General features: G+C 71.7%; 11 protein-coding genes and 1 pseudogene. 6 read left to right on the top strand and 6 right to left on the bottom strand.

Annotation, left to right across the window (positions count from 1 at the left end):
* Position 1: 1 nt before the first annotated feature.
* Positions 2-1,885, top strand: coding sequence for a VWA domain-containing protein (locus ACFY0D_RS00710; protein ID WP_390796285.1), 1,884 nt, complete (start codon positions 2-4; stop codon positions 1,883-1,885).
* Positions 1,886-1,967: 82 nt separating this feature from the next.
* On the opposite strand, the gene aspS is transcribed toward ACFY0D_RS00710, so the two are convergent.
* A complete protein-coding gene (gene aspS / locus ACFY0D_RS00705) occupies positions 1,968-3,791 on the bottom strand; it encodes an aspartate--tRNA ligase (RefSeq protein ID WP_388270279.1) in 1,824 nt (607 codons plus the stop codon).
* A 158-nt stretch (positions 3,792-3,949) separates the two neighbouring features.
* Between aspS and ACFY0D_RS00700 the strand changes: the two genes are divergently transcribed.
* Both ACFY0D_RS00700 and ACFY0D_RS00695 read left to right on the top strand, forming a co-directional pair.
* Positions 3,950-6,178: a SpoIIE family protein phosphatase gene (locus ACFY0D_RS00700; RefSeq protein WP_390796284.1), complete on the top strand. Its 2,229-nt coding sequence runs from the start codon at positions 3,950-3,952 to the stop codon at positions 6,176-6,178.
* Between the two features lie 40 nt (positions 6,179-6,218).
* The gene (locus ACFY0D_RS00695) at positions 6,219-7,283 is read left to right on the top strand and encodes an AI-2E family transporter (protein ID WP_390796283.1); all 1,065 of its coding nucleotides are present in this window, start codon (positions 6,219-6,221) and stop codon (positions 7,281-7,283) included.
* A gap of 12 nt (positions 7,284-7,295) precedes the next feature.
* Here ACFY0D_RS00695 and ACFY0D_RS00690 read toward each other — a convergent pair whose 3' ends face one another.
* The 3 genes from ACFY0D_RS00690 to ACFY0D_RS00680 all read right to left on the bottom strand — a co-directional run bounded on the left by ACFY0D_RS00690 (position 7,296) and on the right by ACFY0D_RS00680 (position 9,379).
* On the bottom strand, positions 7,296-8,291 hold the full coding sequence (locus ACFY0D_RS00690; RefSeq protein WP_202186076.1) for a pirin family protein: 996 nt from the start codon (positions 8,289-8,291) through the stop codon (positions 7,296-7,298).
* Between the two features lie 157 nt (positions 8,292-8,448).
* Entirely contained in the window at positions 8,449-8,829 is a 381-nt protein-coding gene (locus ACFY0D_RS00685; RefSeq protein ID WP_390796282.1) for a hypothetical protein, read from the bottom strand.
* A 124-nt stretch (positions 8,830-8,953) separates the two neighbouring features.
* On the bottom strand, positions 8,954-9,379 hold the full coding sequence (locus ACFY0D_RS00680; RefSeq protein WP_390796281.1) for a hypothetical protein: 426 nt from the start codon (positions 9,377-9,379) through the stop codon (positions 8,954-8,956).
* Between the two features lie 191 nt (positions 9,380-9,570).
* On the opposite strand from ACFY0D_RS00680, the pseudogene ACFY0D_RS00675 reads away from it, so the two are divergent.
* Together ACFY0D_RS00675 and ACFY0D_RS00670 are read left to right on the top strand one after the other, a co-directional pair.
* A pseudogene (locus ACFY0D_RS00675) lies at positions 9,571-9,822 on the top strand (helix-turn-helix domain-containing protein); the annotation flags it as partial.
* Positions 9,823-10,011: 189 nt separating this feature from the next.
* A complete protein-coding gene (locus ACFY0D_RS00670; RefSeq protein ID WP_390796564.1) occupies positions 10,012-11,358 on the top strand; it encodes a beta-galactosidase in 1,347 nt (448 codons plus the stop codon).
* A 39-nt stretch (positions 11,359-11,397) separates the two neighbouring features.
* Here ACFY0D_RS00670 and ACFY0D_RS00665 read toward each other — a convergent pair whose 3' ends face one another.
* Together ACFY0D_RS00665 and ACFY0D_RS00660 are read right to left on the bottom strand one after the other, a co-directional pair.
* Positions 11,398-12,357: a helix-turn-helix domain-containing protein gene (locus ACFY0D_RS00665; RefSeq protein ID WP_390796280.1), complete on the bottom strand. Its 960-nt coding sequence runs from the start codon at positions 12,355-12,357 to the stop codon at positions 11,398-11,400.
* A 73-nt stretch (positions 12,358-12,430) separates the two neighbouring features.
* Positions 12,431-12,901 carry an SseB family protein gene (locus tag ACFY0D_RS00660; RefSeq protein WP_030714326.1) on the bottom strand — a complete coding sequence of 157 codons (471 nt, stop codon included), beginning with the start codon at positions 12,899-12,901 and terminating at the stop codon, positions 12,431-12,433.
* 173 nt (positions 12,902-13,074) lie between these two features.
* Here ACFY0D_RS00660 and ACFY0D_RS00655 point away from each other — a divergent pair, with 173 nt between their 5' ends.
* Positions 13,075-14,901 (top strand): acyl-CoA dehydrogenase, encoded by a 1,827-nt coding sequence (locus ACFY0D_RS00655; protein WP_390796279.1) that lies wholly within the window; start codon positions 13,075-13,077, stop codon positions 14,899-14,901.
* Positions 14,902-14,939: the final 38 nt, after the last annotated feature.

Below are 14,939 nucleotides of genomic sequence, written 5' to 3'. Positions count from 1 at the left end.
CATGGGTATTCGGAGCTTGTTGCGCAAGGTATTCGGACGGTCCGCGGAATCCGTTCCGGAGACTACGGACACCCCTTCGGCCGCTGTCCCCAACCAGGCGGAACGGACCCCTCTGGACGTCGCCGCCGAACTGGTGGCGGCGTCCTTCGACAACCCCACGGTTCCGCCGCAGTCGACGCCGCGCGACCGTGAACCGGGCACCGTCCTCACGGCCCCCGCCCCGGCGGCGGACCCGACGGTCCCGGAAGCCCGCCGTGCGCCTGCGGCGAAGCCCGGCGGAGAAACCCCCGCGCCTGCGGCGCAGGAACAGCCCGAGCCGGCTGCCGCCGCTGCGGACCGGCCCGAGGCCGAGACCCCGGCTGCTGCCGAGGCCGAAGCCACCGCGCCCGAGGCGGAGTCGGCCAAGGCCGAAGCGCCGCAGGCGCAGGCGCAGGCGCAGGACGAAGTCGCCCCGGTCGCCGCCGAGGCGGAACCCGCAGCCGCGCCGGAGGCGGACGCCGCCCCCGCTGCGGAGCAGACCGAAGCCGAGCCCGTCGCCGCCGCTGCGGACCAGCCCGAGGCGGATGCGCCGCAGGCGCAGGACGAGCCGGTCGCCGCCGCCGAGCAGGCCGAGGCGGATGCGCCGCAGGCGCAGGACGAGCCCGAGGCCGAGGCACCGGCTGCCGCCGAGACCACCACGCCGGAGGCAGAGCCCGAGGCTCCGGCTGCCGCCGAGACGGAGCCCGAGACCGAGCCCGTTGCCGCTGCTGCGGAGCAGGCCGAGGCCGAAGCGCCGCAGGCGGAGCCGGCTGCCGCCGAAGCCACCGAGCCCGAGACGGAGCCGGTCGCCGCTGCTGCGGAGCAGGCCGAGCCCGAAGCGCCGCAGGCGCAGGACGAGGCCCCGGCTGCCGCCGAGGCCGAGCCTGAGACCGCGCCGGAGGCGGAGCCCGTTGCCGCTGCTGCGGAGCAGGCCAAGGCCGAAGCGCCGCAGGCGGAGCCGGCTGCCGCCGAAGCCACCGAGACGGAGCAGGTCGCCGCTGCTGCGGAGCAGGCCGAGGCCGAAGCGCCGCAGGCGCAGGACGAGGCCCCGGCTGCCGCCGAAGCGGAGCCCGAGACCGCGCCCGAGGCGGAGCCGGTTGCCGCTGCTGCGGAGCAGGCCGAGGCTGCCGCCGAAGCAAAGCCCGAGACCGCGCCGGAGGCGGAGCCGGCAGCCGCCGAGGACGAGGCGGTTGCGGCCGGGGCGGAGGCTCCCGCGCAGGCGTTGGCCGTCGTCAAGCGGCGGGCTCCTGAGGTCGCCGGGGCGTACAAGGCCGCCGGGCAGGTGCTGCGGGGCAAGGGGAAGGCCGGGGCGCGGGCCAAGGTCTACCTCGTGCTGGACCGGTCCGGGTCGATGCGCGGGTTCTACAAGGACGGCAGCGCCCAGCACCTCGCCGACCACGCCCTCGCCCTCGCCGCGCACCTGGACGACGCGGCGACCGTGCACACCGTGTTCTTCTCCACGGACGTGGACGGCACCGCCGACCTGACCCTCGACGGCTACGACGCCGCCTGGGTCGAGGCCCGCCACGCCGAGCTCGGCCGGATGGGCCGCACCAGCTACCACGTGGCCGTCGAGGCCGTCGTGGAGCGCTACCAGAAGGACGGCGGCGAGGGCCCGGCCCTGGTCGTCTTCCAGACCGACGGCGCCCCCGACAACCGCCAGCCCGCCCGCCAGGCACTGGCCGACGCCGCCACCACGGCTCCGGGCATCCACTGGCAGTTCGTGGCCTTCGGCGACCACGACGCCAAGGCCTTCGACTTCCTGCGCAAGCTGGACGCCGAGAACGCCGGCTTCTTCCACGCCGGCCCCGCCCCCACCGAGCTGACCTCCGCCGCCCTCCTCAAGGGCATCCTGGAGCAGTTCTAGGACGACGGGCACCCACACGAAGGCGGCGCCCCCCCTCCGGCAAGGAGGGGGGCGCCGCCTTCGGCGTATCCGGGTATCCGGGTCAGCCCCGCGGGGAACCGGCGTCCGGGGTGACCGCGTCGGAGACCGGCCGCTCCGCCGCCTTCGTCTCGACCGGCTTGCGCAGCGCGATGTTCAGCTCGCGCAGACGGGCCTCCTCCAGCACCGTCGGCGCGCCCATCATCAGGTCCTGCGCGTTGCCGTTCAGCGGGAAGGCGATGGTCTCGCGGATGTTCGGCTCGTCGGCCAGCAGCATCACGATGCGGTCCACGCCCGGGGCGATGCCACCGTGCGGCGGGGCGCCCAGCCGGAACGCGCGGAGCATGCCCGCGAACTCGCGCTCGACGGTCTCGGCCTCGTAACCGGCGATCTCGAAGGCCTTCAGCATGACCTCGGGCTCGTGGTTGCGGATGGCGCCGGAGGACAGCTCGATGCCGTTGCAGACGATGTCGTACTGCCAGGCCAGGATGTCCAGCGGGTCCTTCTCCTCCAGGTCCTTCATCCCGCCCTGCGGCATGGAGAAGGGGTTGTGGGAGAAGTCGATCTTGCCGGTCTCCTCGTCCTTCTCGTACATCGGGAAGTCGACGATCCAGCAGAACCGGAAGACGTTCTCCTCGAAGTGGCCGGCACGCTTGGCCGCCTCGACGCGAACGCCGGACATGATCTTGGAGACCTCGTCGAAGTCACCCGCGCCGAAGAACACGGCGTGGCCGGGGACCAGGCCCAGGCGCTCGGTGAGGACCTTGACGTTCTCCTCGGTGAGGAACTTGGCGATCGGGCCGGTCAGGGCACCGTCCTCGCCCACGCGCACCCAGGCCAGGCCCTTGGCGCCCAGCGAGATCGCGTACTCGCCGAGACCGTCGAAGAACTTGCGCGGCTGCGCGGCGGTGTCCGGGACGGCCAGGGCACGCACGTGCTTGCCGGCGAACGCCTTGAACTCCGAGCCCTCGAACACGTCGGTGATGTCGACGAGCTCCAGCTTGGCGCGCAGGTCGGGCTTGTCGTTGCCGTACTTCAGCATCGACTCGCGGAACGGGATCCGCGGGAACGGCGAGGTGACCTCGCGGCCGTTGCCGAACTCGGTGAAGAGCTCGGTCATCAGGCGCTCGATCGGCTGGAAGACGTCCTCCTGCTCGACGAAGGACATCTCCACGTCGAGCTGGTAGAACTCGCCCGGCGAGCGGTCGGCGCGGGCGTCCTCGTCGCGGAAGCAGGGCGCGATCTGGAAGTAGCGGTCGAAGCCGGAGATCATCAGCAGCTGCTTGAACTGCTGCGGCGCCTGCGGCAGGGCGTAGAACTTGCCCGGGTTCAGGCGGGACGGCACGACGAAGTCACGGGCGCCCTCGGGGGAGGTCGCGGTGAGGATCGGCGTCGCCATCTCGTTGAAGCCGAGGGCCACCATCTTCGAGCGGATCGACGCGATGACGGCCGAGCGCAGCATGATGTTGCGGTGCATGCGCTCGCGGCGCAGGTCGAGGAAGCGGTACTCCAGGCGCCGCTCCTCGTTCACACCGTCGTCGGTGTTGATCGTGAACGGCAGCGGGGCGGCCGCGCCGAGCACCTCGACCGAGGAGACCTCGATCTCGATCTCGCCGGTCGGCAGCTCCGGGTTGACGTTGTCGGCGCCGCGGGAGACGACCTTGCCGTCGATGCGGACGACGGTCTCCTTGGTGACGCTGCTCAGCGCCTCGTTCGCCGCGGTGCCGGGCCGGGCGACCAGCTGCGTGATGCCGTAGTGGTCGCGCAGATCGATGAAGAGGATGCCGCCCAGGTCTCGACGGTTGTGCAGCCAGCCGCTCAGCCGGACGTCGGCGGCGACGTCAGAAGCGCGGAGCTCGCCGCAGGTGTGGGACCTGTACCGATGCATCAGTCATCCAGTTCTACGCGATACCAGGGTGGATTCAACCGTCCCAAGGTTACCGTCCGGGAAGGTGACGGGTCGGGCACTCCCTCCAGCCTGCGCAAATGCGTCCGGTCGTCCGGGCGAACAGGCACGTATCGGATATGACCTGTAAAGATGGCCGGGTGCGCACCGAGGACGTTCTGGCCGCCATCGCGACCGGCCTGTGGCGATGGGACAACGCCTCCGGGACGGTCACCCTCGACAGTGAGGCCGCCCGGCTCCTCGGGCTGCCCGCCGAACCGGTGGTGCTGCCGGAGGTCGCCGTACGGTCCCGCTTCCACCCGGTGGACTGGAACGAGATCAACGGGATCGTGAACCTGGCCGTCGCCGAGGGCACCCTCGCCGAGGCCCGGCTCCGGATCATGGACGTCGACGGCCGGGTGCTGCGGACCGTGCGCAGCCGCTCCAAACCGATGGAGAACCGGACGCCCGAAGGGGCCACGGACTACGAGCTGGTCGGCACCATCCAGGAGATCGCCGAGCCGCAGCCCGGCACCACGGCCGCCCACACCCCCATCACGGGCGACTGGCGGCGCTCCCGCGAGGCCTTCCTGCTGGACGCGGGGCGCGCGCTGGCGGAGGCGCGGTCGACGGCCGAGGTGCTGCGGGTCGCCGCCTCGCTGTCCATGCCCGGTTTCAGCCCGGACGGGCTGGCCGTCTTCGGCGTGGCCGGGGACCGGCTGTCGATCATCGGGCACCACGGGCACGATCCGGGGGACGAGGGCCGGTTCTCCGACATGCCGCTGGAGACGAACTACCCGGCCGCGGAGGTCGTCCGCACCGGCCGGGCGATCTACCTGCCCACCCCCGAGGACTACAAACGGCGCTTCCCGGCCGCCTGGCCGCTCGCCCAGCGCTTCGACCGGGTCTCCTGGGCCTTCCTGCCGCTGATCGTGGCCGGGCGGACCATGGGCGCCTGGATGGCCGCCTTCAAGCACCCGGCGTCCTTCTCCCCCGACGAGCGGTCCGTCCTGACGACCGTGGCCCGGATGCTGGCCCAGGCGCTCCAGCGCGCCGTGGTGGCCGAATCCGAGCGGGAACTCACCACCGGCCTGCAGCGGTCGATGATGCCGCAGCTCGGCCCGGAGATCCCCGGCATGCGGATCGCGGCCCGCTACGTCCCGACGGGCGGCGGGCTCCAGGTCGGCGGCGACTGGTACGACATGATCCCGCTGCCGTCGGGCAGGTTCGCGCTGGTCATCGGCGACGTGCAGGGCCACGACGTGCGGGCGGCCGGGCTGATGGGCCAGCTGCGGATCGCCGTGCGGGCGTACGCTTCCGAGGGCCACCGGCCGGACGCGGTGCTCTCGCGCGCCTCCCGCTTCCTCGCCGGGCTGTGCTCCTCGCCGGAGTCCGACCCGTACGGGGACGACGGCGGCCGGGACTCCGACTTCCAGAGCCCGCGGTTCGCGACCTGCCTGTACGTGGAGTGCGATCCGAAGACCGGCATGCTGGAGGTGGCCCGCGCGGGCCACCCCGATCCCGCGATCCGGATGGCCGACGGCACCGTCCTGATGCGCCCCACCGCCGGCGGACTGCCCCTCGGGATCGTCCCTGACACCGACTACCCCACCACCCGGTTCACCCTGGAGCCCGGCGAGACGATGATGCTCTGCACCGACGGGCTCATCGAGACCGGCGGGCACGACCTCGACACCGGCTGGGCGCGGCTGCGGGCCGTCCTGGAGTCCGACGCGCACGAGAGCGCCTACGACGAGCAGGCCCCGGGAGCGGGCACCGCCGCGGCCGGACCCGTCGCGCCCCCGCAGCTGGAGAGACTGGCCGACCTGCTGGTCCAGGCCGTGCACGGGCCGTCCTCGCACCACACCACCGGCCCGCTCGCCGACCGCCGCGAGGACGACATAGCCGTCGTGCTGCTGTGCCGCGAGCGCGCGGAGCGCGGCGCGGGCACCGCGCTGCCGCACCCGGCCCGGCCCGTGCGCCGCACCGTGCTGACCGTGGCCCAGGTGGAGCCCGAACGGATCGCGGGCGTGCGGCAGCAGATCCGGGAGCTGCTGCACGACTGGGCCGACCCCGACCAGGTGGACTCGGCGGTGCTGATGGTCTCCGAGATGGTGACGAACGTACTGACGCACACCGACGGCGACGCCCTGCTGGTCGCGGAAGCGGTCGGCGAGCTGGGCGCGCGCCGGCTGCGCGTCGAGGTCGCGGACGGCAGCGACGAGCTGCCGCACAAGCGGCAGCCGGGGGAGATGTCCTCCAGCGGCCGCGGGGTGCTGCTGATGGAGATGCTGGCCGACGCGTGGGGCGTGGACCCGCGGGGCGAGGGCAAGTCGATCTGGTTCGAGCTGCACGAGCAGTCGAAGACGGACGCCGACCCCGAGTTCTGACCCGGGACGGGCGCGCGGCGGGGCGTGATTGGATGCAGCGGTGTCCGAACCCCTCCTGCCCGCGCCCGTACGGCGGCTCGCCGCCTGGTGCGGCGTCGTCCTGCTCGTCACCGCGGTCCTCGCCGTCGCCGTATGGCTGTGCACCGTCTTCGAGTCCGTGGTGACGCCCGTCCTGCTGGCCGTGCTCGGCACGGCCCTGCTCGGGCCGATGCACCGGCGCCTGGTCCGCATGAAGATGAACCGCTCGCTGGCCGCGGCCCTGACCTGCCTCGCCGTGATCGCCGTCGTCGGCGGGGCCACGTACATCGTGGTCCTCGCGCTCATCGAGACCGGCGGCCAGATCGTCGACGCGCTGCGGCGGGCCGGCGAGACGGTCGCCGAGCACTTCGGGGCGGTGGGCACCTCGCTGGAGGACATCGCCGCGAACTCCAAGGACCTGCTCGCGAAGTTCGGCGGCACGGCCGCCTCGGGCGTGGTCGCGGGGCTCAGCGTGGTGGGCTCGATGCTCGCGATGGTGCTGCTGGCGCTGGTGCTGATCTTCTTCTTCCTGCGCGACTCCGACCGGGCCGTGGGAACCCTGCGTTCCCTCGTCCCGAGCCGCTCGGGCGACCTGATGGAGGCGATGGGGCGGCGCGCCTTCGAGGCCGTCGAGGGGTTCATGCGCGGGACCACGTTCGTGGCCCTGGTGGACGCCGTGCTGATCGGCGCGGGTCTGCTGATCCTCGATGTGCCGGGTGCGCTGGGGCTGGCCGCCCTGGTCTTCGTGACGGCCTACATCCCCTACCTCGGGGCCATCCTGTCGGGCGCCGTGGCCGTGCTCGTGGCCTTCGCCGACCGGGGCTGGATCATCGGCCTGTGGGCGCTGGGCCTGGTACTGCTGGTCCAGATGATCGAGGGCTACGTACTGCAGCCCGTGGTGCAGAGCCGCACCGTGCAGATGCACCCGGCCGTGGTGATGCTGGCCATCACCGCGGGCGCGAGCGTCGCCGGGATCCTGGGGATGCTGCTGGCGGTGCCGCTGACCGCCGCCGTCTTCGGGGTGATCTCGGAACTGCGGGCCCGGTACGCCGCAGATGCGGCGCCCGGGCCCGTGGATCCCGCGTAGCGGACCTCCGGGTCAGTCCTGGTCGGCCTCACCCGTGCCGCGGTGGCCGAGGCCGGTGCGCGCGGTGGTGGGGATGCGGCCCAGCCGGCCCGCCTGGAAGTCGTCGAAGGCCTGCTGCAGCTCGTGCTTGCTGTTCATCACGAACGGCCCGTAGTGCGCCATCGGCTCCCGGATCGGACGTCCGCCGAGGAGCACGACCTCCAGGTCCGGGGCGTTGGAGTCCTGGGACGCGTCCGCCCGCACCGTGAGCGAGCCGCCCTCGCCGAAGACGGCCGTCTGCCCCGTCTGTACGGGCCGGCGGTCCTCGCCGACGGACCCGCGCCCGGCCATGACGTACGCCAGCGCGTTGAAGTCCTCGCGCCACGGCAGGGTGATCTGCGCGCCCGGCGAGACGGTCGCGTGGATCATCGTGATCGGGGTGTGGGTGATGCCCGGGCCCTGGTGGCCGTCCAGCTCACCGGCGATGACGCGGAGCAGGGAGCCGCCGTCCGGGGTGGTCAGCAGCTGGACCTGGCCGCCGCCGATGTCCTGGTAGCGCGGGGGCATCATCTTGTCGGAGGCCGGGAGGTTCACCCACAGCTGGAGGCCGTGGAACAGCCCGCCGGACACGACGAGGGACTCCGGCGGGGCCTCGATGTGCAGGAGGCCCGAACCGGCGGTCATCCACTGGGTGTCGCCGCCGTTGATGACGCCGCCGCCGCCGTTGCTGTCCTGGTGGACGAAGGTTCCGTCGATCAGGTACGTGACGGTCTCGAAGCCGCGGTGCGGGTGCCAGGGCGTGCCCTTGGGCTCACCGGGCGCGTACTCCACCTCACCCATCTGGTCCATCATGATGAACGGGTCGAGGTACTGGTAGTTGATCCCGGCGAACGCGCGGCGCACCGGGAATCCCTCGCCCTCGAACCCACCGGGAGCGGAGACGACGGCCAGCACCTTGCGCGGGACGGCGGCCTGCGGCTCGGCCACGCGGGGAAGGGTCAACGGGTTCTCAACAGTCACTGCGGGCATGGTCAGGACCTCCTTCTGCGTCGAGTTTAGTTGAAACTCGAACTTTCTGCCACACCTCGCAGAACGGAGAAGGCCCCGGAGGAAATTCCCCCGGGGCCTTCGGGTCCGACCAGTACCTGCCGAGCCTGCCCGACCAGTACCTGCCGAGCCTGCCCGACTAGTACCTGCTGAGCTTGATCGAGTTCATCGGGGAGAGGTTCTCCTGCCAGGTGGTGCCGGGCGGCTGGACGTACGAGTCGCAGTTGCTCCCGTAGGAGTCGTAGCAGAGGCGGTCGACCCAGCCGTCGGTCTGGTTGTTGACGATGAAGTGCGTCCCCTCCTGGTTGTAGAGCCTGTAGACGCCCTCCCAGTACACGTTGGACGGCCTGTCGTTGTTCCAGCCGGCGTCCCGCGGGTAGATGCAGACGGCGCCGGACGGGCAGCCGTGCCACGTGCCCGCGGCGTGCGCGGGCGACGCCGCCAGGACCCCCGTACCCAACGCCATGACCCCGGCCGCCGCCAGAGCGGCGAGCTTCGTGCGGACCGTCGTATCCCTCATCGCTGTCTCCTCGTCCGAAGGTGCGGGGCCCCCGTGGTTTCCCCCGCGGCACTGATGTTCCGGCGCGGCGCGGGGGCGCCGCGATGGTTTCGTTCCTGACCGAAAGGACCGGGCGCGGCGACGGCTAACAGACGATGCCGGTGAGCGCCGCGTTCTCGTTGCCCGAGATCTTGTGCCAGCCGGCGCCCCACACCACGGGGTGGTTGTAGAGCCCGCCGAACACCACTCCGGTCGCCACGCATCCGCCCGGGATGTACACGCCGTCGACGTCGATCCGGCTGGCGTTGCCGCCCAGGGAGGTGCCGGACGGCACCCAGCGCTCCCATCGCCAGCGCGGTTCGTCGGAGGACCCGTCCCCCCATTCCAGCGTGGCGCTGAGACCGATCGCGGTCGAATTCGTCAGCCTCCCGCAATTCCACGAGCAGGACTGGCCGGTGGCGCCATCGGCGGCCGCCGCCGCGGGTGAAATTCCCGCCATGAAAAGGGCGGCGACGGCGGCGGCCGTGACCGTCAGGGATTTCGCCGGGTGGCGCATGCCGAGCAGAGACATGTCTCTCATTCCTCCGTTGTGGTCTTTTGTCCGCGGCGGTTCCCGACCCCCGCTGCGACACAGCCTGCGAGAGTGCCCTGCGGCGCGGCAACGGATTGGACTAATCTGGGACGCGGGGATGGAACATCCCCTCTGACCTGCGGAGATTCCGCGCTCTGGGACGAACGTCCCGCGCGGAGGGGGGATCTTTCGTGAGCGTTTCCGTCGAGGGGAAGACGGAGGGCGAGCCATCGGACGGCGATCGCCCCGCACAGCACAGACAGCAATTCGCAGATCTGCTGACCGACCTGAAGGACCGCCGCGGCCACAGCTACGAAACATTGGCCCGAAAGGCTCATATGAGCCGCTCTTCCGTGCACCGCTATTGCCGGGGAATCGTCATTCCCGTGGAGTTCGGAACGGCAGAGAGAATCGCCCGGATATGCGGCGCGACCCCGCGCGAGCTGGCCGCCCTCTACCGCTGCTGGGCGGCGGCCTCCGCACCCGGCACGGACACGGAGGACCCGTTACCCCCGTCCGCGGCGGAGCCGGGGACGGGGGAGGCCGTGGAAGCGGGGACAGCGGCAGAAGACGGGCCGCAGGCAGCGGCAGGGCCCCGGGAGGCGGGCCCGGCCCCGGCCGGCGCGCGAACGGTGCCACGGCCCCGCGGCGGCGCCCGGCTGGCCCTCGCCTCCGTGGCCTTCATCCTGCTGTGCGTGGCCTCGCTGAGCGGCTCCGCGCCCGCCGCGACCCTGTGGGCCCCGGGTCGCCCCCTCCCGGCCGTCGGCGCCGGCCCGGACTCCGGAGCCGGGTCCGGGTCCGGAGCCGCGGTACCGTCCTGGGCCCAGGCCCCGACCCCGGTGTCCGACGGCCTCTTCGGCATGACCCTCAACTCCAACACCGGCGCCATGCCCACCTTCCAGGTGGACACCGTCCGGCTCTGGGACACCCGTACGAGGTGGGCGAACATCCAGCCGAGGCGCGGCGTCTACGACTGGTCCGTCCTCGACCGGCTCGTCACGGCCGCGAACCAGGCCGGCCTGCCCGTGGTCTTCACCATGGGCGGCACCCCCGACTGGGCGAGCCCGCACGGCCCCCGGGCCGCGTACGACGACGGCTCCCGCACGAGCCCGCCCGACGATCCGGCCGACTGGAAGGCGTTCGTCACCGCCGTGGCCGACCGCTACCGGGGTCGCATCGACGCGTACGAGCTGTGGGTCATGGGCAACGACACGCGCTACTTCAGCGGAAGCCTGGAAACCCTGGCCGAGATGACCCGCACCGCGAAGGCCGTGCTCGACGCCGTGGACCCGGACGCGACCGTCGTCTGCCCGTCCATGGGCCGGCTCTGGGAGCCGGACGCCCTGCGCGCGCTGGAACGGTTCGCCGAGCTCCGCGCCTACGACTCCTGCGACGTCGCCGGCGTCAAGCTGTACCAGCGCAGCGCCTCGGACCCGCCCGAGCAGCTGCACGGCATGATCCAGGAGATCGACCGCGCCTTCCACCGGGGCGGCGCGCACCCCCGGCTGTGGAGCACCGGCGCCTCGTACGAGATCGCCCTGCAGAAGCCGCTGGACGAGGCCACCGCATCGGCCCACGCCGTCCGGTTCTTCCTCGTCGGCCTCTACGCCCGCTACCCGCGCATGTACTACTACAACTGGGGCGGCACCAAGGTCCCGATCGTGATGCAGCCGGAGGGGCAGCCGCCGACCCGGGCCGCCCTGGACGTCGAGGAGCTGCGCCGCTGGGTGCACGGGACGCGGATCCACTCGTGCGGGAACGGGGTGGCGGCCGGACTGCCGGTCGGCGTCTGGCAGTGCAGGTTCGACCGGGACGGCGCCGAGCAGGTGATCGTCTGGCACGAGACGGGCACCGCCCGCATCCCGGCGCCACGGAAGACCGGCGCGGTGCGCCGCCTCGACGGGACCGTCTCGGCCCTCCCCTCCGACCGGACGGTCGAGGTCACGACGATGCCGGTGCTGCTCACCCGGGCACCCTGAGCCCGGGCAGCCCGGGGAGCCCGGGCAGCCCCGTGAGCCTCAGCCGCCGCTGTGGAGCAGGTCCACGCCCAGGCCCGTCACCGAGTGCAGGACCGCCTTGCCGTCGCGCTCCGTGGTGATCAGGCCGGCCGCGCGCAGGGTGCGGGTGTGTTCGGAGGCCGAGGGGAGGCTGATGTCGAGGTCCCGGGCCAGCTCGCTGGTCGTGCGCTGCTCGATCAGCGACTGGAGCACGGCCGCCCGGGTCCGGCCCAGCAGGGCGTCCAGCGCCCCCTGTGCCGGGCCCGGGCCGACCAGGGGCAGGGGCGTCAGCGCCGGGTAGAGCAGCACGCACCTGCCGTCCGGGCCGTCCGGACCCTCGGCGAGCAGCGGCCGGCCCGTCCAGAACGGCGAGGGCATCAGCAGCAGGCCGCGCCCGCCGAGGCGGACCTCGTAGTGCGGCGGCCCGTCCACCTCCAGCACCGTGCCCGCCCAGGCGGCCAGCGGATGTGTGCCGGCCAGGCACGCCTTGATGCCGTGGGCGGCCAGCAGCCGGCTGCGCCAGGCCACGTCCGCCTGGAAGGACTGCCGGATCCGCGGCCAGTGCGGGGCGACGACCACCTCGTACGCGGACCGCAGCGCGCCGCCGAGCTGGTCCCATGCCTCGTGGTCCTGGGCCCACAGGGCGCGCAGCCAGGACGCGGAGCCGGGGGCCCGGGCGGCGACGCGGTGCAGCTCGCCCGAGGTCAGGAGCGGGCCGGCCTCCCGGACCACGGCCAGCCCCTCCTCCAGGGTGCGGGCGTACGGCTCGACGAACTGGGGGTTGTCGCCGTCGGGGCGCAGGAGGTCGAGCAGCGGGCGGGCGCGGCCGGGCAGCTCCCGGCCGACACGGTTGCGCCAGCGGCCGAAAACGGCCTGTTCGTCGGTGCGCTGCCAGGCGACCATCGCCATGCCCAGCTCCACCAGCGGCAGCGGCTCGCTCGCGAAGGTGACGTTGAGCAGGTCCTCCGCCGTGAAGTGCACGCGCAGCACGATCCGCCCCCCGTCAGGCGTCAGCCGGTACGTCTACGGCTAGCCGTCTACGCAGCCATGTCGTCTAGCCATACATCCGGCGCATCGCGAAGTCGACCATCTGCTCGACGGCCTTCGCGTCGAAGACCATCCGGTGGTCGCCCTCCATGTCGAGGACGAAGCCGTACCCGGTCGGCAGCAGGTCGATCACCTCGGCGCCGGTGATCACGAAGTACTTGGACTCCTTGCCGGCGTACCGGCGCAGCTCCTTGAGCGTGGTGAACATGGGGATGACCGGGTGCTGCGTGTTGTGCAGCGCCAGGAATCCGGGGGTGTCGCCGCGCGGGCAGTAGACCTTCGAGGTGGCGAAGATCTGCTGGAAGTCCTCGGCGGAGAGGGACCCCGTGGTGAAGGCCCGCACGGCGTCGGCGAGCGACGGTGGCGAGGGCTCGGGGTAGAGCGGCTGCTCGGCGTAACCGCCGGCCATCTGCTGCGGGGCGGCGTACTGCTGCTGCCCCGCGTGCCCCGCGCTCACGTTCTGGTCGTAGCCGTACATGGGGCGAAGCCTACCGACCGGCCACTCGCCGTCGGACACGTATTTCCCGCCAGGCTTGACGCTGGTCACAGTCGTCAGGGGTTGCGTCTTATTACCGACGGGTAGCATCATTACGTTACCGATTGGTATGTACGAGGAACCCTGTCTCCCCGAGCCTTAACGGAGCCGTCGCCATGGGGCACTACAAGTCGAATCTCCGCGACATCGAGTTCAACCTCTTCGAGGTGCTCGGCCGCGACAAGCAGTACGGCACCGGTCCGTTCGAGGAGATGGACACCGAGACCGCCAAGAGCGTCCTGTCCGAGATCGCCCGCCTCGCCGAGAACGAGCTGGCCGCCTCCTTCGAGGACGCCGACCGCAACCCGCCGGTCTTCGACCCGGCCACCAACACCGCGCCCGTCCCCGCCTCCTTCAAGAAGAGCTACGAAGCCTTCATGGAGTCGGAGTACTGGCGCCTGGGCCTGCCCGAGGAGATCGGCGGCACCACCTCGCCCCGCTCCCTGATCTGGGCCTACGCGGAGCTGCTGCTCGGCTCGAACCCGGCCATCTGGATGTACTCCTCCGGCCCGGCGTTCGCCGGCATCCTCTTCGAAGAGGGCAACGAGGCGCAGAAGAAGGTCGCGCAGATAGCCGTCGACAAGCGCTGGGGCTCCACCATGGTCCTCACCGAGCCGGACGCCGGCTCGGACGTCGGCGCCGGCCGCACCAAGGCGATCCAGCAGGCGGACGGCTCCTGGCACATCGAGGGCGTGAAGCGCTTCATCACGTCCGGTGAGCACGACATGGAGGAGAACATCCTCCACTACGTCCTCGCGCGCCCCGAGGGCCACGGCCCGGGCACCAAGGGCCTGTCCCTCTTCCTCGTCCCGAAGTTCCACTTCGACTGGGAGACCGGCGAGCTGGGCGAGCGCAACGGCGTCTACGCCACGAACGTCGAGCACAAGATGGGCCTCAAGGCCTCCAACACGTGCGAGATGACCTTCGGCGACCAGCACCCCGCCAAGGGCTGGCTGATCGGTGACAAGCACGACGGCATCCGCCAGATGTTCATGATCATCGAGTTCGCCCGCATGATGGTCGGCACGAAGGCCATCGCCACCCTCTCCACCGGCTACCTGAACGCGCTGGAGTACGCCAAGGAGCGCGTGCAGGGCCCGGACCTGGCGAACTTCATGGACAAGACCGCGCCCAAGGTCACCATCACGCACCACCCCGACGTGCGCCGCTCGCTCATGACGCAGAAGGCCTACGCCGAGGGCATGCGCGCCCTGGTCCTCTACACGGCCTCCGTGCAGGACGAGATCCAGGTCAAGCAGGCCGCGGGCGAGGACGCCTCCGCCGAGATCGGCCTGAACGACCTGCTCCTGCCGATCGTGAAGGGCTACGGCTCCGAGAAGTCCTACGAGCAGCTCGCGCAGTCCCTGCAGACCTTCGGCGGCTCCGGGTACCTGCAGGAGTACCCGATCGAGCAGTACATCCGCGACGCCAAGATCGACACCCTCTACGAGGGCACCACGGCCATCCAGGGCCAGGACTTCTTCTTCCGGAAGATCGTCCGCGACCAGGGCGCCTCCCTGAACGTCCTCTCCGAGACGATCAAGAAGTTCCTGGCCGAGGCCGTCGGCGGCGAGGAGCTGGCCGGCGCCCGCGACGCGCTCGCCAAGGCCGCCGTCGACCTGGAGGCCATCGTCGGCCAGATGATCGTCGACCTCACCGCCACCGGCGAGGACGTCAAGAACATCTACAAGGTCGGCCAGAACACCACCCGCCTGCTGATGGCCTCCGGTGACGTGGTCGTCGGATACCTGCTGCTCAAGGGCGCTGCCGTGGCCGCCGAGAAGCTGGCGACCGCCGCCCCGAAGGACGTCCCCTTCTACACCGGCAAGATCGCCGCCGCGAAGTTCTTCGCGTCCCAGGTCCTGCCGAACGTCTCGGTCGCCCGCGCGCTGGCCGAGGTCGTCGACAACTCCCTCATGGAGCTCGACGAGGCCGCCTTCTAGGCCGGTCGCGCCACCGCCGCGCACACGCACCAGCGGCC

The sequence above is a fragment of the Streptomyces sp. NPDC001502 genome (assembly GCF_042894785.1).
In the GTDB taxonomy this organism is placed as follows: Bacteria; Actinomycetota; Actinomycetes; order Streptomycetales; family Streptomycetaceae; genus Streptomyces; species Streptomyces kutzneri.
The sequence above is the reverse complement of the archived record's forward strand: the minus strand, read 5'-3'. Positions and strand labels throughout refer to the sequence as shown.